At 64.4% G+C, this 20787-nt stretch carries 18 protein-coding genes and 1 tRNA gene; 9 read left to right on the top strand and 10 right to left on the bottom strand.

Going from position 1 to position 20787, the window contains the following annotated elements; genetic code table 11:
- Positions 1 to 25: 25 nt before the first annotated feature.
- Positions 26 to 1201 (top strand): voltage-gated chloride channel family protein, encoded by a 1176-nt coding sequence (locus AAHE99_RS04690; protein ID WP_342114919.1) that lies wholly within the window; start codon positions 26 to 28, stop codon positions 1199 to 1201.
- Here AAHE99_RS04690 and AAHE99_RS04685 read toward each other — a convergent pair.
- From AAHE99_RS04685 to AAHE99_RS04670, 4 genes are all read right to left on the bottom strand, one after another.
- Positions 1143 to 1967 (bottom strand): NF038132 family protein, encoded by an 825-nt coding sequence (locus AAHE99_RS04685; RefSeq protein ID WP_342114917.1) that lies wholly within the window; start codon positions 1965 to 1967, stop codon positions 1143 to 1145. The two genes, AAHE99_RS04690 and AAHE99_RS04685, sit on opposite strands and share 59 nt — an antisense overlap.
- 123 nt (positions 1968 to 2090) lie before the next feature.
- Positions 2091 to 2621, bottom strand: coding sequence for a hypothetical protein (locus AAHE99_RS04680; RefSeq protein ID WP_342114915.1), 531 nt, complete (start codon positions 2619 to 2621; stop codon positions 2091 to 2093).
- A gap of 14 nt (positions 2622 to 2635) precedes the next feature.
- On the bottom strand, positions 2636 to 2854 hold the full coding sequence (locus AAHE99_RS04675) for a hypothetical protein (RefSeq protein ID WP_342114913.1): 219 nt from the start codon (positions 2852 to 2854) through the stop codon (positions 2636 to 2638).
- A gap of 10 nt (positions 2855 to 2864) precedes the next feature.
- Positions 2865 to 2951, bottom strand: a tRNA-Leu gene (locus AAHE99_RS04670).
- 126 nt (positions 2952 to 3077) lie between these two features.
- Here AAHE99_RS04670 and AAHE99_RS04665 point away from each other — a divergent pair.
- The 3 genes from AAHE99_RS04665 (at position 3078) to AAHE99_RS04655 (ending at position 7554) form a co-directional block, all read left to right on the top strand.
- Positions 3078 to 3935 carry a hypothetical protein gene (locus AAHE99_RS04665; protein WP_342114910.1) on the top strand — a complete coding sequence of 286 codons (858 nt, stop codon included), beginning with the start codon at positions 3078 to 3080 and terminating at the stop codon, positions 3933 to 3935.
- A 14-nt stretch (positions 3936 to 3949) separates the two neighbouring features.
- Complete coding sequence (locus tag AAHE99_RS04660; RefSeq protein ID WP_342114908.1) at positions 3950 to 6154, top strand: penicillin acylase family protein; 2205 nt, start codon at positions 3950 to 3952, stop codon at positions 6152 to 6154.
- 83 nt (positions 6155 to 6237) lie between these two features.
- A complete protein-coding gene (locus tag AAHE99_RS04655; protein WP_342114906.1) occupies positions 6238 to 7554 on the top strand; it encodes a hypothetical protein in 1317 nt (438 codons plus the stop codon).
- Here the strand turns inward: AAHE99_RS04655 and AAHE99_RS04650 are convergent.
- Genes AAHE99_RS04650 through AAHE99_RS04640 form a run of 3 tightly spaced genes read right to left on the bottom strand, consistent with a single transcriptional unit; the run spans position 7551 to position 11384 of the window.
- Complete coding sequence (locus AAHE99_RS04650; protein ID WP_342114904.1) at positions 7551 to 8804, bottom strand: peptidylprolyl isomerase; 1254 nt, start codon at positions 8802 to 8804, stop codon at positions 7551 to 7553. The genes AAHE99_RS04655 and AAHE99_RS04650 overlap by 4 nt on opposite strands.
- Before the next feature lie 28 nt (positions 8805 to 8832).
- On the bottom strand, positions 8833 to 10011 hold the full coding sequence (locus AAHE99_RS04645; protein ID WP_342114902.1) for a trans-sulfuration enzyme family protein: 1179 nt from the start codon (positions 10009 to 10011) through the stop codon (positions 8833 to 8835).
- Entirely contained in the window at positions 10008 to 11384 is a 1377-nt protein-coding gene (locus AAHE99_RS04640; RefSeq protein ID WP_342114899.1) for a pyridoxal-phosphate dependent enzyme, read from the bottom strand. Before AAHE99_RS04640 ends, AAHE99_RS04645 begins: the two co-directional genes overlap by 4 nt.
- 142 nt (positions 11385 to 11526) lie before the next feature.
- Here AAHE99_RS04640 and AAHE99_RS04635 point away from each other — a divergent pair, with 142 nt between their 5' ends.
- From AAHE99_RS04635 to AAHE99_RS04620, 4 genes are all read left to right on the top strand, one after another.
- Positions 11527 to 12078, top strand: coding sequence for a thymidine kinase (locus AAHE99_RS04635; RefSeq protein WP_342114897.1), 552 nt, complete (start codon positions 11527 to 11529; stop codon positions 12076 to 12078).
- Positions 12079 to 12576 carry a hypothetical protein gene (locus tag AAHE99_RS04630; RefSeq protein WP_342114895.1) on the top strand — a complete coding sequence of 166 codons (498 nt, stop codon included), beginning with the start codon at positions 12079 to 12081 and terminating at the stop codon, positions 12574 to 12576. It begins immediately after the preceding gene.
- A 106-nt stretch (positions 12577 to 12682) separates the two neighbouring features.
- Positions 12683 to 14929 carry a carboxy terminal-processing peptidase gene (locus AAHE99_RS04625; protein WP_342114893.1) on the top strand — a complete coding sequence of 749 codons (2247 nt, stop codon included), beginning with the start codon at positions 12683 to 12685 and terminating at the stop codon, positions 14927 to 14929.
- Between the two features lie 165 nt (positions 14930 to 15094).
- Positions 15095 to 17263, top strand: coding sequence for an NHL repeat-containing protein (locus AAHE99_RS04620; RefSeq protein WP_342114890.1), 2169 nt, complete (start codon positions 15095 to 15097; stop codon positions 17261 to 17263).
- Here the strand turns inward: AAHE99_RS04620 and AAHE99_RS04615 are convergent.
- Both AAHE99_RS04615 and AAHE99_RS04610 read right to left on the bottom strand, forming a co-directional pair.
- Complete coding sequence (locus AAHE99_RS04615) at positions 17260 to 18210, bottom strand: alpha/beta fold hydrolase (RefSeq protein WP_342114887.1); 951 nt, start codon at positions 18208 to 18210, stop codon at positions 17260 to 17262. The two genes, AAHE99_RS04620 and AAHE99_RS04615, sit on opposite strands and share 4 nt — an antisense overlap.
- Positions 18211 to 18232: 22 nt before the next feature.
- Positions 18233 to 18928 carry a dienelactone hydrolase family protein gene (locus AAHE99_RS04610; RefSeq protein ID WP_342114884.1) on the bottom strand — a complete coding sequence of 232 codons (696 nt, stop codon included), beginning with the start codon at positions 18926 to 18928 and terminating at the stop codon, positions 18233 to 18235.
- A gap of 113 nt (positions 18929 to 19041) precedes the next feature.
- Between AAHE99_RS04610 and AAHE99_RS04605 the strand changes: the two genes are divergently transcribed.
- Complete coding sequence (locus AAHE99_RS04605; RefSeq protein ID WP_342114883.1) at positions 19042 to 19908, top strand: LysR family transcriptional regulator; 867 nt, start codon at positions 19042 to 19044, stop codon at positions 19906 to 19908.
- A gap of 3 nt (positions 19909 to 19911) precedes the next feature.
- On the opposite strand, the gene AAHE99_RS04600 is transcribed toward AAHE99_RS04605, so the two are convergent.
- The gene (locus AAHE99_RS04600; protein ID WP_342114880.1) at positions 19912 to 20754 is read right to left on the bottom strand and encodes a head GIN domain-containing protein; all 843 of its coding nucleotides are present in this window, start codon (positions 20752 to 20754) and stop codon (positions 19912 to 19914) included.
- Positions 20755 to 20787 lie beyond the last annotated feature (33 nt).

Below are 20787 nucleotides of genomic sequence, written 5' to 3'. Positions count from 1 at the left end.
GAAATGGAGCCTGCTGGCCGGCCTGGTGGCCGTGCTGGCGGGCAGTGCATCCGCATTTTTCCTGGTGGCGCTTGATGTGGCGACGGCCTGGCGCGAAGCCTACCGCTGGATGGTGTGGCTGCTGCCGCTGGCCGGCTTTGCCGTCGGCTGGATCTATTTGCGCGTCGGCCGCAGCGTGGAGGCGGGCAACAACCTGCTGATCGACGAAATCCACGATCCCCGGAACGTTGTGCCGCTTCGGCTGGCGCCCCTGATCCTGATCAGCACCGTGGTATCCCACCTGTTCGGCGCATCGGTCGGGCGGGAGGGGACGGCGGTGCAGATGGGCGGCGCGCTGGCCGACCAGCTCACCCACGTGTTCCGCCTGCGCCGCGAAGACCGCAGCCTGGTGCTGATGGCGGGTATCAGCGCCGGTTTCGCATCCGTCTTCGGCACGCCGCTGGCGGGCGCGGTGTTCGGGCTCGAGGTCCTGTTTGTAGGCCGCATGCGGGTCAGCGCGATTTTTCCCTGCATGCTGGCCGCGCTGCTGGCCGACCATGTCACCCGCTGGTGGGGCGTCGGCCACACGCAATTCGCTTCCGGCGCGCTTGGCGGCCCGGATGGCCCCTTGCTGCTGGCATTGGCCGCCATCGTCGCAGCAGGGATCGTCTTCGGATTGGTCGGCCGCGCGTTCGCTGCCGCCACGCACGGCCTGGCGGCATGGATGAAGCAGCGCTTCGCCTATGCGCCAATGCGGCCGCTCGTGGGCGGCGTCGTGATCGCGCTGGCGGTCGCCGTGCTCGGCGCCACAACCGCTGGGATTGACCCACATCGCTATCTCGGCCTCGGGATTGGCCCGATGGTGGAAGCTTTCCGTGCCCCGCTCGATTGGTGGGACTGGCTTGCCAAATTCGTATTCACCGTCGGCGCTCTGGGCTCCGGATTCAAGGGTGGCGAAGTGACGCCGCTGTTCTATATCGGCGCCACTTTGGGCAATGCACTGGCGCCGCTGCTGCAACAGCCGGTTACGCTACTGGCAGCGATCGGCTTCGTCGCAGTTTTCGCGGGCGCGGCCAACACACCGCTGGCCTGCACTGTGATGGCGATGGAGCTGTTCGGGCCGGAGATCGGCCCATACGCAGCGCTGGCCTGCGCCACTGCCTTCATGTTCTCCGGCCAATCCGGCATCTACCGCGCCCAGCGCCGCGAACCGGCCGCATGACGCCCAGGACGGCCAACCCGGCCAGCAGCATCGCGTATTGTCCCGGTTCGGGGATTGGGAGCGGCGCACCGCCGACTGTGATGGCGTCCAATGCCAGGCCCGAGTCGAAGTCCTGGTCGTCCCAGTTGGTGACCCCGAACTCCAGCCGGTAGGTGCCGTTGCTGGCGATAGCGTACTGCGCGCGTACCCAGCCGGTCGCGCCGCAGCCCACGTCGTAGCATTCATCGGAGTCCGGTCCCAACGGCGCCCACTTGGTCTCACCGTCCATGATCGGGACGGGGAAGGGCGTCAGGGTCGCCTGCGTTGCCGGCAGGCCGAAGCCGGGAATCGCGTTGCCGGCTTCCGTGGTGCGGGCGGTGAACAGCATCGCAACCTGGTTGTTGTCCTGGTCCAGCAGGCGCGCCCACGCGTAATCGGCATAACCATCACCGTCGGTCGACACGAAGTTGAAACGGAAGTCCAGCTGCGCGCCCGCCGCCGCATCAAACGACACCGAGCGCAGGATAGTGCCGTTCACATCCGCCCCTCCGGTGCCGACACCCGGCAATGCCGCCTGCGCGGTGCTGCCCCAGGTCGATATCCAACCATACGCGCTGCCGCCACCCGGCGCCAGCGGCACCACGCCATCAGCGCCGGAAGCGCCGCAGCTGCCGCTACAAGTCCAGAACTCGGGAATCCCGCCATCGGATGTGCCCGCCGAGGCCGGCACCGCACCGAGCGCGCTGAGCGCCACCGCCGCACAGCGGATGAAATTTCTTGTTTGCATTTGACCACCCCATCATGGAGAACGCCTCATTCTCCACTTAACGGGCGCGCAAACCGAAAGGCTGCATCAATCGTGCGGACCCTCACCATAGCTGTTTCCGCGCGGCGAGAATTCCGAGCTGCCTTAACGGAACGGGGAGTTTTGGCCGGGCCAGGTGGTGTCGGTCAGCGGTTTGCCTTCGCATCGCGACGGGTCGGTGAGGGCACCGGTCTGGATGCCTCGGCAGGCCCAGATCGAGCTGCCGCTTTCGCCGAGGTACTGGTCCCAGGCCCAGTCACGATCGCTCACCTGTGCCGGAGCAGGCGAATAGTCGCCGCCACCGTGGATGCCGATCGAGGTACCGACGGCAATATCAACGTCATGATGCTTGCTGGCCGCAACAGCCAGCGCAACCACGCCTGCCGCCACGCCAACCGCCACCATGGTCTCGCGCTTCTTGATCACATCCGGGCAGGAAGCCTCTGCCACGCCGCGCCGGCCCAGCTCCATACGCAGGGCATTGGCAAAGTCCATATCAGGCGCACCGGTAGCGAGGGTCTTGCACATTTCAAACGGACTGGCAGCCGCAGGATTGGCGTAGAAAGTATTCGCGCCGATGCCGGCGCAACCGGTGAGCAGTGCTGTAGCCGCGGCAATGATAAGCAGAGGTTTCATGGGTCTAGTATAAATCAGCCCGGCCATTGCCAGACCTGAGCATTACTGCCTTGATCCAAATAATCGGGAAAATCAGGAGCAGCATTTCGAACCAAAGCATCGCCAGGGAAAGTGTTCGATACACGGAATTTGCCCATTCCCAAAGCAGACAGCGCATCGACTGGAAGTAGAAGCGCGCAGGCCACAATCAATGCTGCGGGAAGGTAGAGTGTCAGATTCCGGTTGTGATCCATATCTGCTCTTTGGTGCCCCGGGCCGGAATCGAACCGGCACGGCCTTGCGGCCAACGGATTTTAAGTCCGGTGTGTCTACCAATTTCACCACCGGGGCGGAGGCGTGTAGCCCGCTATTATGGCATGACTGTTCGTTAACATCCAGAGCTTAATTATTTGGCAACGCTTGTAATCGCCGTGGAATGTTGTAGCATGCTGGTCGCAGAATTCCCGGAAAGACCCCATGCAAATTCAGATCAACGACGTCCTGCGCGACTATATCGAACCCCTGACCGAGGCTGAGCGTACTGCGCTCGAACGCAGCCTGCTGGCGGAGGGCTGCCGCGATGCGCTGGTGCTGTGGAACGATATCCTGGTCGATGGCCATAACCGCTATTCGATCTGCCAGCAGCACGGCATCCCATTCAAGGTCACCCAAAACACCACCTTCCAGAACATGGAAGATGTGATGCTGTGGATGATCGACAACCACCTAGGCCGGCGCAGCGTGTCGGACTTCCAGCGTGGCGTGCTGGCGCTGCGCCAGCAGGAAATCCTGGCGAAGCGCCAGGAAGCGGAAATCGAGCGCGCCAAGGCGGAGGATGCCGCCATCGCCCCGCCGGATCCGGAAAACGAAGAACCAGCGCCGCCGCCCAAGCCAAAAGCAAAGCGCGAGGACATCGCCCGCGCCGCGCGCCTGAGCGCCAATACCCTGGGACAGATCGAAAAGATCACCCGCAGCGCGACGCCGGAGCTGGTGGAAGCGGTGCGTGCCGGTACCATTTCGATCAATGCCGCAGCCACCGTGGCAAGCCTGCCGGAAGACGACCAGAAAACCGCCGTCGCCGGCGGCCGCAAGTTCCTGCAGCAAGCCGCACGGGAAATCCGCGAGCAGCGCGCCGCCAACCGTCCGCCGAAAGCGCCGAGAGAGGATCCTGACCACGGCCACACCGGCGGTTACGAAGCATCCCAGCACCCGGCGCCCTTGACGGAAACCGAGGTCCTGCGCCTGGAAATCTCGCAGCTGAAAGAGAAGAACGCCGCGCTGCGCGCTGAAAACGCGGAACTGCGTGAACGTATTGCGCAACTGGTTGAGCAATAAGGGAGAAATACAGCATGCATAAACCGAGTACCGCGCTGGTCGCGTTTTGTGCCATCCCCGCCGCCATTGCCGCGCCTGCCGCGCAGCAGGCGGTTGGCGCGCTGAGTCCCGCCGAGGTGCTGCGCTTGCAGGCCATCGCCAAGCGCGTGACCATCATGCGCGACAAATGGGGTATCCCGCACATTTACGCCAAGACTGACGCGGACGCGGTTTTCGGCATGCTGTATGCCCAATCGGAAGACGACTTCAAACGCATTGAACTGAATTTCATCAACGCCATGGGGCGCCTGGCGGAAGTGGAGGGCGAGAAGGCGCTGTACCAGGATTTGCGCATGAAGCTCTTCATTACGCCGGAGCAGCTGCAGACGCAGTACAAAGCCAGCCCGGATTGGCTGAAAAGACTGATGGTGGCCTGGGCCGATGGCCTGAATTTCTACCTGCACACCCACCCTCAGGTGCAGCCACGCCTGCTGACCCGCTTCGAGCCGTGGATGGCTCTCAGTTTCAGCGAAGGCAGCATCGGCGGCGATATCGAATCGGTCAACCTTGAGCAGCTGAAGGCCTTCTACGGCGAGCGCCCGGCGCCAAGCCTGGCCGTGCGCGGCAGCGACCTGGATAAGGAGCCGCGCGGCTCGAACGGTTTCGCCATCGCACCCGCCCTGAGCAAATCGGGCCATGCGCTGTTGATGATCAACCCGCACACCTCGTTCTACTTCCGCCCGGAGATCCACGTCGTCAGCCAGGAAGGCCTGAATGCGTATGGCGCCGTGACCTGGGGCCAGTTCTTCGTCTACCAGGGCTTCAACGACCGTATCGGCTGGATGCACACCTCCGGCGGTGGCGACGTGATCGACGAATACCTGGAAACGGTGGTCGAGAAGAACGGCAAGTTCTTCTACCAGTACGGCAAAGACCTGCGCGCCTTCCGCACCGAGACCGTGCGTCTGCCGTACAAGGCCTCCGATGGCAGCATGGCAGTGAAGACCGTTACTGCGTACTTCACCCACCGTGGCCCGGTGGTGCGCGAGCACGAAGGCAAGTGGGTTTCGGTGGCGATGATGAACGAGCCGCTGAAGGCGCTGACCCAGTCCTTCATCCGCACCAAGGCGCGCAATTACCCGGCTTTCTACAAGTCGATGGAGCTGCGCACCAATTCCTCGAACAACACCGTCTATGCCGACGCGGACGGCAATATCGCCTACTTCCACGGCAATTTCATGCCGGTGCGCGATACCCGTTTCGACTTCACCAAGCCGGTGGACGGCTCTGAGCCCGCGACCGACTGGAAAGGCCTGCACGGGGTGCGCGAAACCATCCAGCTGTTCAACCCGAAGAACGGCTGGATCCAGAACACCAACAACTGGCCGTACTCCGCAGCCGGCGCCTATAGCCCGCGCCCGCAGGACTACCCGGCCTATATGTCCGTCAACCCTGAAAACGCACGCGGCATCCACGCGGTGCGCGTGCTGCAAGGGAAGAAGGACTTCACCATCGACAGCCTGATCGCGGCCGCCTACGACAACCAGCTGACCGCCTTCGAGCCGCTGCTGCCGCTGCTGGTGCGCGCTTACGACGAATCGCCGGCCAGCGACCTGGCCAAGGCGGCCGTGATCGAGCAGATTACCCTGCTGCGCGACTGGGATATGCGTTATTCGGTCAGCTCGGTCCCGACTTCGCTGGCGATCTACTGGCTGCAGGACCAGGTCAAGCAATACGGCCCGGCCGCGCGTGAGAAGGGCATGCCGGTGCTGGACTACCTGGCTTCGCAACTGAGCCCGAAACAGCGCCTGGAAGCGCTGGTGCGCGCCTCGAACAAGCTGGCCAATGACTTCGGCAGCTGGAAGACGCCTTGGGGCGAGATCAACCGCTTCCAGCGCCTGACCGGCGACATCGTCCAGCCTTTCGACGACAGCAAGCCAAGCATCCCGGTGCCATTCGCTTCCGGCAACTGGGGCGCCCTGGCGGCTTACGGCATGACTTCGCAGCAGCGCACCAAGCGCATTTATGGCGAGCGCGGCAATAGCTTCGTGGCGGCCGTGGAGTTCGGGCCGAAGATCCGCGCCAAGAGCATCCTGGCTGGCGGCCAGTCGAGCGACCCGGCCTCGCCGCATTTCAACGACCAGGCAGAAATGTATGCGCGCGGCGAATTCAAGGACGTGCTGTTCTACAAGGAAGACATTGAAAAGAACCTCGAGCGCAAGTACCGCCCGGGGGAATAAGCGCTTCGTTTGAGCTAGCGCAAAGTCCTCTCCATGCCCGCAGGCGCACAATTCAGTGACAACCTGCACATTGGGGAGGCGCCATGTCTTCCAATACATCCGATGAGAACGGCAGCGCTGCCTGCCAACGGATCGAAGACTTCATCTTCGTTCGCGAACTGAATGAAGTCTTCCTGCTGCTTGACCACATCTCCGGACGCTGGGACAAGAGCCTGTACAACTTCCACAACCATGACGACTGCGAGCCGCACATCGACGACCTGTGCGCCATCGGCCTGACGCCGCCGGATAGCGACGAACAGCGCGTGGCGCAGGCGGTCAAGGTGCTGTGCGCCAAGGACAAGCTGAATGCCGCCGCGCGCCCGGCCACCGGCCTGACCATCGCCTTTACCTTGCTGGTGGTGGGCGAGGATAACCAGCGCGACTGGCGCAACTGGGTGCGCACGGTGGTGTTGCGCCGCCCGCCGCATGCCGCCAACGGCAATGGCCGCACCGGGCACGCCGACAAGCCGACCCGCCTGACGCTGGCGCGCTACGCCTTTCCCGGCCTGGTCAAGGCAGCCGAGCGCTTCAACCGTCGCATCTTCCGGATCGTGGTGCTGCTGCTGGTCGGGCTGGTCATGACCTGCGTCGTGTCCTGGCATGTCACCGGCGGCAACGTGATGCTGCAGCATCTGGATGCATTGCAGGCGCAGCAGGCGACCTTGTACAAGGCCATCGAGGACGCGGAAATCAAGCAGTCTTCCAACGCCACCGCGCCGCCGGTACGCTTTTGCGCCGAAGTCGACGAGGTGGCCACGCCGGTGTACCGCACGACGGAGGAATACCAGCTTTGCACGCGGCGTCAGGCGCTGGCGGAGCAGATGCGCACGGTGCGCTTCAACTTGCGCAACTGGCTGGCGCCATGGCGCGCTTGCTATGGCAAAGTGGCCGGCCTGTTCGGCGAACCGCCGGAGACGGAGGTGGCGCCGGCTGGCGTGTCCGCCGCCGAGCGCGAACGCTACCACCGCCGCACCACCGAGGAGCAGGCGCGCGTGGTAACGCTGGTGGTGGGAACGGCGGTGCTGCCGCTTTGCTACGGCATCCTGGGCGCCGGCGCGGCGGTGGTGCGCGGTCTGTGGGCCAAGATGCGGGAAAGCCTGCTGTCGCCGCGCGATTACACGCTGGCCCTGCTGCAGCTGGCGCTGGGAGCCACCATCGGCGCCTGCATCGCGCTGTTCGTCAATCCTGCCGGGCACACGCCGGGCAGTGAGATCGGCTTGCTGGGCAACTGGGCGCTCAGCACCTCCGCGCTGTCCTTCATTGCCGGCTTTGGCGTGGAAGGCGTGTTCGTGGCGCTGGAAAGCCTGGTGCGGCGCGTGTTCAATATCTCGGACCCGGTGCGGCGGCCTGGCGATTAGCGCGCGTCGACCACCTGGATCAGGTGGAAACCATCAGCCGCGAGGATCGGCGGGCTGATCTCGTTCACCCGCAGGCAGAATGCCGCCTGGTCCACGATGGGCGGCGCCTCGCCGCGGCGGAACTCCACGGCTTGCATGGCCTGCACGGGGGCAAATGGATTGCTGTCCGGCTCCGCCAGCCGCTCGAATCCGCCATTCACCTCCCATTGCTTGCGCAGAGCGATGGCGCGCACATGTGCTGAACGCGCAGCGCCCAGCGTGCCGGTATCGGGCGATACGATCATCTGGCGCACCAGCGCCAGGCGCCGTACGGATGCATTCGGATCGCAGTCGAAGGCCGGGGGGCGGAAATGCTGGCTGTAGGACATCAGGCCGGCTTCCTGCGGTTTCCAGGCCGTGAGAGGCCCGGACTGGCGGTACCAGGCCAGGGTGCCGAACACCAATAGCCCGAACACCAGGCCAATCGCCAGGCGCATGTTGAAACGCTTTGGCTGACTGCTGCGACGCTTGTACCCCCATTCGCCTTTCAGGCGCCGGCCATATCGCTTGCGGCGCTCACCAGTCGCAGCAACGGCTGCGACGGCGGCTGCACTGGCTGTGTCGGTGCGCAGCACCGGGGCATGGCAATGCGGGCAACGGATCGCACGCGTAACATCGATCGCGCCGCCGCAGGCATGGCATTTGTGTTGTTGCACGGAAGGCGGGGCCGCTTCGGGCCGCGGCTCCGGCTCAGCCTCGCTATGCCGTTCGATCGCGCTGGCCAGCCGGCTGGGATCAACGATGCCGATCGCCGACTGGCAGGCCGGGCAAGCCTCCAGCGGCCGCGCCGGCAGAGGGCTGCCGCAACCCGCGCAAAACATCTCCTTGCCCTCGGCCAGCATGGAGCGGGTATCGGACCAGGCCAGCGGCCGCACGAAGCCCTTCTCGGCAAGATAAAGTATGTAAGTCTGGTAATAGCCATGCCCGTTCGGGCATTCAAGATGGGTGGTGCGGCCAAAACGCGTCATATTGGCAGACGATTTCAGCGTCGCCGTGCATACGGGACAGTGCTGCACCCGGGCCAGCGATACCGCATGCGCGTGCTCGCCCCCGGCCTGCATGGCGCCATGGATCTCGCGCACCAGCCCCGCAATCCCGGGCCCGGCCAGCCGCACCGACTCGGTGTCGTCAAACCACACCAGGCAGCACTGCGGGCACGAATCGATCTGCACCGGCCGCTGGTAGTGGCCGGACAGGTCGAGCACCCGCATCGGGCGCCCGCAGTTACTGCAAGGGCGCTCAGATGGCGTCAAGTGCATTGCGCAGGTCTTGGCGCAGGTCTTCGATATCCTCAATGCCGACCGACAGGCGGATCAGGCCATCGCCAATGCCCAGCGTGGCGCGCTGCGCCGCGGGAATGGAGGCATGGGTCATCAGGGCAGGGTGCTCGATCAGGGATTCGACCCCGCCCAGGCTTTCCGCTAGCGCGAACACTTCGCAGCGTTCCAGGAAGCGGCGCGCCCCGGCCAGGTCCGTATCGAGGTCGATCGAGATGATGCCGCCGAAGCCGTCCATCTGCGCCTTGGCCAGCGTGTGCTGGGGATGCGACTCCAGGCCTGGATAGAACACCTTCTTCACTTTCGGCTCGCGCTCCAGCCAGCGCGCCAGTTCCAGTGCGCTCTTGCAGTGGCGCTCCATGCGGATCGCCAGCGTCTTCACGCCGCGCAGGGCCAGGAAAGCATCGAACGGGCCGGCAATCGCGCCCACGGAATTCTGCAGGAAGGCCAACTGCTCGCGCCAGGCCGACTGGCGCTCTTCACCACCCACCACGGCGATGCCGCCGATGATGTCCGAGTGCCCGTTCAGGTATTTGGTGGCCGAATGCACGACGATGTCGAAGCCCAACTCCAGCGGGCGCTGCACGATCGGGCTGGCGAAGGTGTTGTCGGCCACCAGCAGGATGCCGCGGTCGCGGCAGATGCGCGAAATCGCCGCCAGGTCGGCCAGCTTGAGCATAGGGTTGGTCGGCGTCTCGACCCACACCATTTTGGTCTCAGGGCGCAGCACGCCCAGCAGGTTTTCCGGATTGGTCAGGTCGACGTAGGTGAAGTCGTGGCCCGCGCTGCGGCGGCGCACGCGCTCGAACAGGCGGAAGGTGCCGCCATACATATCGTCGCCCGCCACGATGTGCGAGCCAGCATCGAGCAGCTCCAGCACGGTGGAAATAGCAGCCAGGCCAGAAGCGAAGGCAAATGCCTGCGCGCCGCCTTCCAGGTCGGCCACGCAGCGCTCCAGCGCCCAGCGCGTCGGGTTGTGCGAGCGGCCGTAGTCCAGGCCCTTGTGCACGCCGGGGCTTTGTTGGACGAAGGTGGAAGTGGCATAGATCGGCGGCATGATGGCGCCGGTCGATGGGTCAGGATGCTGGCCCGCGTGGATGACGCGCGTGGCCAGGTGGGCTTTAGTCTTCTTTTCGCTCAAGATAATTTCCTGCGCAGGTGGTTAAGTAAATCGTAGCGGGTGACCAGGCCATAGAATTTGCCGCCGTCGGCGACGATGGCGGTCAGCCCACGGTCTAGCGTATCACGAAGGGCGGGCATGCCGGCAGATGGGGCCAGGGTTTCGATGCGGGTGGTCATGGTGCCGCCCACTTCGCTCTTGAACTGGGCCACGTCCTTCTCGACCTTGAGCAGGATATCCGACTCGTCGATGATGCCCACCAGCTTGCCGTCGGCGATCACCGGCAGCTGCGCCAGGTCGGCCGCGCGCATGCGGTTGACGGCAATCAGCAGGGTATCGCCCGGCGCCACGCTGACCACGTCGCCGTTTTCGAACAGGCGGCCGATCAGGTCGCGCAGGTCGCCCAGCTTCGGACGGTGCGACAGGCCCTGGTCGAACATCCAGCTGTCGCTGTACACCTTGGACAGGTAGCGCGTGCCGGTGTCGCAAACGAAGGTCACGACCCGCTTCGGCGTGGTCTGCTCGCGGCAGTATTTGAGTGCCGCCGCCAGCAGGGTGCCGGTCGAGGAGCCGGCCAGGATGCCTTCCGCGCGCAGCAGGCTGCGTGCGGTGTCGAAGCTTTCCTGGTCGGTGATGGTGTAGGCCTGAGCGATCGCGCCCATATTGGCGATGGCGGGGATGAAGTCCTCGCCGATGCCTTCCACCGCCCAGGAGCCGCTGGTATCCGACACCCGGCCGGTATCCACGTATTCCTTCAGGATCGAACCCTTGGGGTCGGCCAGGATGAATTTGACGTGCGGCGCAACCTTGCTGAAGTAGCGCGACAGGCCGGTCAGCGTGCCGGACGAGCCGACGCCGACCACGATGGCGTCGATCTCGCGCGCCATCTGCTCCCAGATTTCCGGGCCGGTGGTGGTTTCGTGGGCCAGCGGGTTGGCCTGGTTGTTGAACTGGTCGGCAAAGAAGGCGCCCGGAATCTCGCTGGCCAGGCGCGCCGCATAGTCCTGGTAATACTCGGGATGGCCCTTGCCGACGTCGGAGCGGGTCAGGCGGATGTCGGCGCCCAGTGCCTTCAGGTGCAGGATTTTTTCGGTGGCCATCTTATCCGGCACCACCAGCACCACCTTATAGCCCTTGATGGCGCCCACCAGGGCCAGTCCCAGGCCGGTATTGCCGGCGGTGGCCTCGACAATGGTGCCGCCGGGCTTCAGGCGGCCCTCGCGTTCGGCGGCCTCGATGATGGACAGGCCGATACGGTCCTTGATGGAGCCGCCGGGGTTTTGCGATTCAAGCTTGAGGAATAACCGGCACGCGCCGGTGTCAAGACGGGTTACTTCAGCGAGCGGTGTATTGCCGATCAGGCTAAACAACGCAGCAGGACGGTCGTTCTGCATGTTCTCTCCTTGCGAAAAGCGCGCATTGTGTGGCGTTTCGGATGAACCCAGAAGTAATTTAATTGCGCTAGCTTATACCTTTTTTTGCGTATCGCGTCCCGCGCCGTATAATCCCGCAGCGACTTTTAACAGAAATTTCACTGTGGCAAAACTCTACTTCCGTTACTCTGCGATGAACGCAGGCAAATCGACCTCCATGCTGCAGGTCGCCCACAACTATGAAGAGCAGGGCCTGATGGTGCGCCTGTTCACCGCCGCCATCGACGACCGCTACGGCGTGGGCAAGGTGACCTCCCGCCTGGGCCCGCAGCGCGAGGTCGAGCTGTTCCATTCCGACACCAACTTCCTGGAAAACATGCAGAAAGTGGCTTGCGTGCTGGTCGACGAGGCCCAGTTCCTGGCGCCGGAGCAGGTCAAGCAGCTGCACCAGCTGGCCCAGGCCAACGGCGTGCCGGTGATTTGCTACGGCCTGCGCAGCGACTTCCGCGGCGAGCCGTTCCCGGGATCGGCCTACCTGCTGGCCCTGGCCGACGATATCGAAGAGATCAAGAATATCTGCACCTGCGGCAAGAAGGCCACCATGAACATCCGCGTGGATGAGAACGGTGAGCGCATCCGCGAAGGCGAGCAGATCAGCATCGGCGGCAACGAAGCCTACCGCCAGGCTTGCGGCCGCTGTTTCTACACCGGCTGATTGGACAAGGCCTTCTACCTGGCGCCGTCGCTGGCCCTGGCGGCGGCCATCTTGGTGCTGTCGCAACGCTACAGCGCCTTTCTCCTGCTGCGCCTGCCGGGCACGCTGTGCCATGAGCTGGCCCATTTCCTGGTCGGGCTGCTGACTTTCGCCCGGCCCGCCTCGCTGTCCATCATCCCGCGCCGCGCCGCCAAAGGCTGGACCCTGGGCGAAGTCAAACTGGCCAATGCGCGCTGGTACAACGCCGCCCCGACCGCCCTGGCGCCGCTGGCACTGGTGCTGCTGCCGTGGTGGATCGCCGTGCTGCGCACCCGCCCGGGCTGGCATTTCACCGCGCTGGACGCCGGCCTGGCCTTCCTGATTGCCCCCCAATTCCTGGCCTGCTGGCCGTCCGCTGCCGACTGGAAGCTGTCCCTGCGTTCCTGGCCCTTGTTCCTGGCGGCAGGGGCGGCGGCCTGGTATTTTGTTGATGGAATGTCACGATTCAGGTTCGCTTAAGCCAGCAGGGGCACACTCGATGCTCCCCCTCTCCAGAAGCATGACCTATCCTGTAGAATGGGATTAGCACTATTCTTTAAGAATCACCTACGTTCGGAGCAAGCCGATGAAGAAGCACACTGTGTTGGCCACCATGTCCCTGGCACTGGTTACCGCTTTTGCGAGCGCAGCCCAGGCGGACAAGGCCGCTGACGTTCCAGTCAAGCCCGCAGCGCAGCAAACCCAGGCCGCCCTTTGGGCCAGCCACATGCTGTCGCGCTACCACTATAAGGCCATGCCGCTGGACGATGCGATGTCGGAGAAGATCTTCGACCGCTATTTCAAATCGCTCGATGGCGAAAGGCTGTTCTTCACCCAGGCCGATGTGGACTCTTTCGACAAAGAGAAGACCCGCATGGACGATGCGATCACCGGCGAGAACCTGCAAGCGCCGTTCGCAATCTATAACCTGTACCAGCAGCGCTTCAACGAGCGCTTCGCCTACGCGCGTGAACTGCTGAAGGGTAAATTCGATTTCTCGCAGGACGAGAGCTTTACGCTCGACCGCGAAAAGGCCGATTGGCCGAAGAACGATGCCGAAGCCAAGGACCTGTGGCGCAAGCGCGTGAAGAATGACTTCCTGCGCCTGAAGCTGGCCGGCAAGGACGACAAGGCGATCCGCGAGACGCTGGACAAGCGCTACGACAACTACGTGGCCCGTTCGCGCAAGCTGAATAGCGAAGACGTGTTCCAGATCTTCATGAATGCTTACGCCATGTCGATCGAGCCGCACACCAACTACCTGGGCCCGCGCGCCGCCGAGAACTTCGACATCGCCATGCGTTTGTCGCTGGAAGGTATTGGCGCCGTGCTGCAGAACCGCGACGAATACACCGTGATCCGCGAGATCGTGCCGGGCAGCCCGGCCGGCCTGTCCAACAAGCTGAAAGTGGGCGACCGCATCATCGGCGTGGCGCAAGCCGATGCCGACAAGTTCACCGACGTGCTGGGCTGGCGGATCGACGATGTGGTGCAGCAGATCCGCGGTCCGAAAGATTCGACCGTGAAGCTGCAGGTGCTGGCGGCCGACGCCGGCCCTGACGGCAAGCCTTTCGTGGTCTCGCTGGTGCGCAAGAAAATCAGCATGGAAGAGCAGTCCGCCAAGAAGACCATCATGGAAGTGAAGGATGGTGCGGTGAAGCGCCGTATCGGCGTGATCTCGCTGCCGACCTTCTACCAGGACTGGGATGCCCGCCGCAAAGGCGACAAGGACTACAAGAGCGCGACGCGCGACGTGGCCCGCCTGCTGCAGGAGCTGAAGAAGGACAAGGTGGACAACGTCCTGGTCGACCTGCGCAACAACGGCGGCGGCTCGCTGACCGAGGCGGTTGAACTGACCGGCCTGTTCATCGACCGTGGTCCGGTGGTGCAGCAGCGCAGCGCTTCCGGCCATGTGGAAGTGGAGTCGGACGGCGTGCCTGGCCTGGTGTGGGATGGGCCGGTCGGTGTGCTGATCAACCGCAGCTCGGCTTCGGCTTCCGAAATCTTTGCAGCGGCGCTGCAGGATTACGGCCGTGGCCTGGTGCTCGGCGAGGCCAGCTTCGGCAAGGGCACGGTGCAGACCCTGGTCAATCCGGAGCGCTCGGGCCTGAGCAACAAGCTGCGCTACGGCGAGCTGAAAATGACCATCGCCCAGTTCTTCCGCATTAACGGCGGCACCACCCAGCTGCGCGGCGTGACGCCGGACATCAAGCTGGCCTCCACCAGCGATGCGGAAAGCTTCGGCGAGTCGAGCTACGACAACGCGCTGCCTTACACCCAGATCAAGCCGGCCATCTACATCCCGGCTGGCGACCTGAAGGAAATCGCGGCCATGCTGGACAAGAAGCATGAGGCGCGTGTGGCCAAGGACAAGGACTACCAGTACCTGCTGGAAGATATCGCCTACGTGAAGAAGCAGCGCAAGGACAACACGATCTCGTTGAACGAGTCGGTGCGCCGCAAGGAACGCGACCAGCAGGAAGCGCGCGCCAAGATCCGTGAAGCGCGCCTGGCGGCCGGCCCCTCGCCGGATGATCCTATCCTGGTGCCGGATCCGAAGGAGGCGCTGAACAAGGCGATTGCGGCCAAGCCGGCCAATCCGCGCGCGGCGCAGCGCCAGGCCAACCAGATGCGCGGTGCGATCCGCACCGATGACGGCTTGCAGGCGGATGAACGCTCGCTGGCGGCGGAACTGGATGCCGAGAAAGCTGCCAAGAATGCCAAGGATGTGCTGCTGAATGAGGCGGTGCATATCCTGGCGGATGAGGTGAGCGTGCTGCGCACCGATACCCGCCTGGCTAGCCGGGTGCTGCCTTACGTGGCGGACAAGTGATATTCGCGGCGGTTATATCTAGTATTACTACAATAAAGTAGACAGATATATCGCGCTGCAGCATAATTCACCTGTCTCCTCTATTCTCCTCCAAGGAAATAGACTTCAGCCCGCTCCCTTAAGAGCGGGCTTTTTTTTTGCCGCGCGGGCGGTAGAATCCTGTCCGTGCGTACCTCTCTCAAAATCATCTCGGCCGCAGTACTGGCCATCGCCGCCGGCGGCGCCGGTTATTATTATTTTTCCGGCAAGCCCGAGGTTGGGGCGCGGCTTCCCAGCCTGGTAAAGCGCGCTCCGGCGCCGACGCAGCGGGCCTGGCCGGCGCGGCTGGAGACGCTGGTGGATGGCGGCCTGGCCGATCCTTACGGTATTGCAGTAGACCGCAGCGGGGCGATTTACTTCTCCCAGGGCGGGGACCGGAATGTGATTTCGGTGCTGGGACCGGACGGCAGCGTGCGGGTGCTGGCCGGCGGTGCGGAAGGTTATCGCGACGGCGCCGGAGCGTCGGCTTCGTTCAACACGCCGTCCGGTGTGGCGCTGGATAAGCAGGGCAATCTGTATGTCGCCGATACCGGCAACCATGTGATCCGCAAGGTCGCGCCCGATGGCACAGTGTCGACACTCGCCGGCAGCGGTGTCGCCGGCTTTGCGGACGGACAGGGCGCGCAGGCGCAGTTCAATGGGCCGGTCGGCGTAGCGGTCGATTCCGGCGGTGTCGTCTACGTGGCCGATACGTATAACGACAGGGTGCGCCGCATCTCGCCGGGCGGCGAGGTTAGCACGCTGGCTGGCACCGGACGCCCGGGCCTGGCCGATGGCACCTGGGATGTCGCGCAGTTTGATACCCCTTGCGGGATTGCGGTCGGCAAGGATGGCGTGTATGTGGCGGACTCGCGCAATGACGCGGTGCGCCGCATCGGCGTGGACGGCACCGTCGTCACGCTGGTGGTTGCGCCCGAGCAGGAGAAAGAGGCGCTGCTGCGGCGCCCGATGGCGCTAGCGGTGACGCATGATGGCTTTGTCTATATCGCCGTGGCGTCGCGCGGCCGCGTGCTGCAACTGGCGCCGGATGGCGCGCTGGCCGGTTTGCCCGATGCCGTGCGGCCCGCAAATCCTGCCACCGGCGCCGATGGCACGGTTCAAGTCTACGGCCCACGCGGCCTGGCACTGGCGCATGACGGCGCCGTGCTGCTTGCCGATGCTGCGGCCCAGCGCCTGCATCGCATTGCCCCCGCCACCGCCACCAGCGCGCCGCCAAGGGCGCGCGGCGTCATTGCGTCGGCCGCGGCGGCACCCGCACCGGCGGCACCCGCAACGGCGGCTTCGGCATTGATGGAGCAGCGCCGCACTGGCAGCATGCCATGGCCGCTGCTGCCGCAGAACCAGCCGCATGAAGTGGTAGGCCTGATGGGCGAAGTGAGGGGCAGTTATGACGGCGACAGCCGCCACCACTTCCACGCCGGCCTGGACGTCCAGGCCGACGTCGGCAGTTCGGTGCACGTGGTGGAGAAGGCCAAAGTCAGCGACCCGTTGCCCAACTGGGCCTTCGGCACCGTCTCTGAAGGCATCAACCTTGGCGCCACCAGCTACATCCACATGAAGGTTGGCCGCGACCGCAAGAACAAACCACTCGACCCGCGCTTCCAGCTCCTGCTGGACGACAAAGGAAAACCCGAACGCATCCGCGTCCGCCGTGGCACGCGTTTCGAGGTCGGCGACCAGCTCGGTGTGGTGAACCAGATGGCGCACGTCCACCTCGACCTGTACGACCGTGGCCGCGTAGTCAATCCCATCGCGCTGCCATTCCCCGGCCTGCAGGACACCATCGCCCCGCGCATCCAGGGCATCGCCCTCTACGACCAGCACGGCAAGCGCCTGCCAGCCCCCAAGGGAAAAACCAAAGACAAACGCCTGCACATCCCGCGCGGACTGGAGGAAGTCGATGTGGTGGTCGATGCATACGACCAGATGGACGGCAACTTGGCCCGCCGCCGCCTCGGCCTCTACAAACTGGGCTACCAGCTGCTGCAGGCCAACGGCATGCCAGTGCCGGGCTTTGAGCAGCCGCGCATCACGCAAACCTACGACCAGTTGCCCAAGCAGCGTGAGGCGGTCAAGGTGGTGTATTCGGCCGACAGCGGCATCACGGTCTATGGCAGCAAAGCCACCCGCTTCACCTACACCTTACTGAGCCGGCTGCAGCACGGCGAAGTGGCTCCCGGCCGCTGGCAGGTCAGCCAGCTGGCGCCGGGCGATTACACATTGCGCATTTATGCGGCGGACTACGCCGGCAACACTGCCATTGCCGGCCGCGACCTGGCGCTGACCATCGACTAGGACTTGATGAAGGCCAGCAGGTCGGCATTGACGCGATCTTTATGGGTGTCGGTCAGGCCATGCGGTGCGCCAGCGTAGACCAGCAGCTTGGCCTGTTTCACGATGCGGGCCGAAGCGCGCCCGGCAGCATCGATCGGCACGATCTGGTCGTCATCGCCGTGGATGATCAGGGTCGGCTTGTCGAACTTGGCCAGGTCGGCCCGGAAGTCGGTTTCCGAGAACGCCTTGATTGAATCATAGGTATTCTTGTGGCCGCCCATCATGCCCTGCATCCACCACGAATTGATGATGCCATTCGAGGGCTTGGCGCCCGGGCGGTTGTAGCCAAAGAACGGGCCGGAAGCAATGTCGAGATAGAGCTGCGAGCGGTCCTTCACCGAGCCCGCGCGGATGCCGTCAAACACTTCAAGCGGAAGGCCGCCCGGGTTGTCGGCGGTCTTCAGCATCAGCGGCGGCACCGCCGACACCAGCACCAGTTTGGCGACGCGCTTGGTACCATGCCGGCCAACATAGCGCGCCACTTCACCGCCGCCGGTCGAAAAGCCGACCAGGATGGCGTTCTTCAAGTCCAGCGCCTCGATCACTTGCGCCAGGTCATCGGCGTAATGGTCCATGTCGTTGCCATCCCAGGGTTGGCTCGAACGGCCGTGGCCACGGCGGTCATGCGCAATCACCCGATAGCCCTGGCTGGCCAGGAAGAACATCTGCGACTCCCAGCTGTCTGAACTCAAGGGCCAGCCATGGCTGAACACAATCGGCTGGGCGCTGCGCGGGCCCCAGTCCTTGTAATAGATGTCTACGCCGTCGCGGGTGGAAATGAAAGCGGCGGTCTTCTTCATACTGCCCTGTGCCGGGGCCGCGGCAGCGGGCAAGGTAACGGCCGCGGCGGCGGCAAGGCTGGCACTGCCGAGCAGGGCGGAGCGGCGGGAAGCGTCGAAATCGTTCATGGCTGAATCCTTTCAGGATGTGCTACATTGCAAGTTGCTGTGTAAAAAAGGCGTCGGTACGGCCATTGGCCAAGGCGGCGTCGCCCGCATGGAAGTGATGCCCTCCGGGCCGCGCAAAGGCGTGGTTGCGGCCGGGGTAATTGAAGACCTGGACATTGGGCTTGCCGCCTAGCGCCTGGTTGATGCGGGCCTGCGCCGCCCGGTCGATGTATTCGTCTTCGTTGGCCAGGTGGTAGATCATTGGCCGCGTGATGCGCGCTGCTTCGTCAAGGTACTGCTCGGTGCCACCGCCGTAATAGGCGGCAAAGGCATCGGCATCGCAGCGCGCCGCGCTCAGGTAGGTCAGCAGGCCGCCGAGGCAGTAGCCGGTGACGCCGACCTTGCCGTTGGAGCCGGCCATAATGCGGGCGGCGGTAACGGTGGCGGCGATGTCCTGCACGCCTTTGTCGCGGTCGTAGGCGCTGTAGAGGGCGAAGCCTTTGGTCCAGTCGCCGTCCCTGGCTTCCGACAGGTCGAGCCCGGGCTCGGCGCGCCAGAACAGGTCAGGGCAGACCGCGATGAAGCCCTTGGCCGCATAGTCGGCGGCAATGCTGCGGATGCCCGCGTTGACGCCGAAGATCTCTTGCAACACCACCACAACCGGGTGGGGTCCGGGCGAGGTGGGACGGGCGACGTGGCAGTTGAAGCTGCCATCGGCGGTCTGGATGCTCAGTGTCATGGCGGTTCCCTTGGGGTTGGTGGCTGATGCAAGCCATGGTAGGCAGGCGTGATACGCAATGGAATGCCCAAGTTTGCAAAGCCGTTTTGCAGATTTGCATTGATAGTGACAATGTGAATTCTTTCGACTGGAACGACATACCTTTGATCCTGGCGCTGGCCCGCTGCGGCAGCATGAGCGCGGCTGCGCGCGAGCTGGGCGTCGATGCGTCCACCATCAGCCGGCGTGTGGCGGCGGCGGAGAAGGCGCTGGATTTGCGCCTGTTCCTGCGCGATACCAGCGGCTACCAGCTGACCGCCGCCGGCCGCATTTTTGTTGAATACGGCGAGACCGTGGCCGGCAATGTGCAGGCGATGCTGCTCGCTTCCTCGCAGGAGTCGCAGGCAGCGGTTGGCGTGGTGCGTATCAGCGCCATCGATTTCCTGTTCGATTTCTGGCTGGCGCAGCATGTGGCGGCGCTGCGGGCTTCGCATCCTGCCCTCGAGCTGCACTTCCTGGCCGATAACAGCAACCTCTCGTTCGCGCGCGGTGAAACGGATTTCGCCATCCGCCTGGCGCGGCCGGCAGACGATGCCGCACTTGTCATGCGCCGGCTCGGTGAATTGCCGATGGCGGTTTTCGGTACTTCCCACTATGCCGACGTAGGCAGCGCCAACTGGGCCGAACAGCCATGGATCGGCTACGACGCGACGCTGGCGCGGCTGCCTGAAACGCGCTGGCTGGAGCGGGTGGTGCCGCGCAACCGGGTAGCGGTGCGCGTCAATGGGCTGGGCAGCCTGGTGCAGGTGTGCCGGGCCGGCGTGGGCCTGGCCCTGCTGCCGTGCATGATGGAGAGGATGCCCGGGTTGGTGCGGCTGGGCGGGGTCGAGGTGACGCGGGAAGTATGGCTGCTAAGCCACCGGGATGCGGTCGGGATCGGCCGCATCCGGGTAGTGGCGGAATGGCTGGCAGCCAGCTTTGCCGGCGCCAGCACCTTCTGAGGGTTACTGGATCGAAGCGTTGCGGCCGAACAGGTTGCGCTGCGCCGGGTTGCCGCTGACGGCGATGCGGCCGGAGCCGTTGGCGCGCGCGTCCACCTTCTGCTGCACCCAGGCATACACGCCGCCAGAACCGGAGCTGGTGAGGTTGGCTTCGTCGGTGCGCAGGTCGTTCAGCTGCGCGGTGCCGGAGCCGGTCAGCTGCACTTCCAGCGAGCGCACCACGCCGCGGGCATAGAAGCTGCCGGAGCCGGTGGCGCTGAGGCTCAGCGCATCGCCGCGCACCGAGCCGATATTCACCTTGCCGGAGCCGGACATGGTTACCATCGCGTTGCGGCTTTCCAGGCCATCGGCATACAGCTGGCCGGAACCGGCGTGGCGGACATCGAGACGGTCCACGAAGCCGCGCAGTTCGAGGCGTCCGGACCCATTGTGCAGCACTTGCAGCGGGCCGCCGGCCAGGCCTTGCACGCCGGTGTGCACGGAGCCGTTGCTCTCCAGGTTGTTCAAGCGCGGCGCGGTGTAGCGCACGCGGATGCGGTTGCTGCTGCGCAGGCGTTCGTCGGTGTAGATGCGCAGCGTTTCGCCGGTCACTTCGGTGCGCACCAGCGGCACCAGGTTGGAGTCGCCTTCGATCACCAGCGAAGGCGCGCCGCCGACTTTCACATCCACTTCCATCGTGACGCCGTAGCGGTTTTCCACGCGCAGCGCCGTGGCGCTGGCGATGTTGCGGGTTTCGGTGGCAGTGGCGCCATTGCCTTCAACCGAGTCGCGGGTATCGCCCACGACGACGACGCAGCCAGCGAGGCTCAGGGAAATCAGGGCGGCGAGGGTCAGCTTGGTGCGCATGTTGGAGTCCTTTTTGTGCATGCAGGTTGGAAT

The sequence above is a fragment of the Pseudoduganella sp. OTU4001 genome (genome assembly GCF_038440195.1).
In the GTDB taxonomy this organism is placed as follows: domain Bacteria; phylum Pseudomonadota; class Gammaproteobacteria; order Burkholderiales; family Burkholderiaceae_D; genus Rugamonas.
Note: the sequence above shows the minus strand (reverse complement) of the source record. Positions and strands in the feature narration are given on the sequence as shown.

Excerpts from the sequence above, each read along its gene's own strand:
- AAHE99_RS04600 (WP_342114880.1), bottom strand. The coding sequence starts at position 20,754 with ATGCGCACCAAGCTGACCCTCGCCGCCCTGATTTCCCTGAGCCTCGCT.
- AAHE99_RS04680 (WP_342114915.1), bottom strand. The coding sequence starts at position 2,621 with ATGAAACCTCTGCTTATCATTGCCGCGGCTACAGCACTGCTCACCGGT.
- AAHE99_RS04640 (WP_342114899.1), bottom strand. The coding sequence starts at position 11,384 with ATGCAGAACGACCGTCCTGCTGCGTTGTTTAGCCTGATCGGCAATACA.
- AAHE99_RS04655 (WP_342114906.1), top strand. The coding sequence starts at position 6,238 with ATGTCTTCCAATACATCCGATGAGAACGGCAGCGCTGCCTGCCAACGG.
- AAHE99_RS04685 (WP_342114917.1), bottom strand. The coding sequence starts at position 1,967 with ATGCAAACAAGAAATTTCATCCGCTGTGCGGCGGTGGCGCTCAGCGCG.
- AAHE99_RS04675 (WP_342114913.1), bottom strand. The coding sequence starts at position 2,854 with ATGGATCACAACCGGAATCTGACACTCTACCTTCCCGCAGCATTGATT.
- AAHE99_RS04615 (WP_342114887.1), bottom strand. The coding sequence starts at position 18,210 with ATGAACGATTTCGACGCTTCCCGCCGCTCCGCCCTGCTCGGCAGTGCC.
- AAHE99_RS04625 (WP_342114893.1), top strand. The coding sequence starts at position 12,683 with ATGAAGAAGCACACTGTGTTGGCCACCATGTCCCTGGCACTGGTTACC.
- AAHE99_RS04650 (WP_342114904.1), bottom strand. The coding sequence starts at position 8,804 with ATGCGGGTGCTCGACCTGTCCGGCCACTACCAGCGGCCGGTGCAGATC.
- AAHE99_RS04610 (WP_342114884.1), bottom strand. The coding sequence starts at position 18,928 with ATGACACTGAGCATCCAGACCGCCGATGGCAGCTTCAACTGCCACGTC.
- AAHE99_RS04660 (WP_342114908.1), top strand. The coding sequence starts at position 3,950 with ATGCATAAACCGAGTACCGCGCTGGTCGCGTTTTGTGCCATCCCCGCC.
- AAHE99_RS04665 (WP_342114910.1), top strand. The coding sequence starts at position 3,078 with ATGCAAATTCAGATCAACGACGTCCTGCGCGACTATATCGAACCCCTG.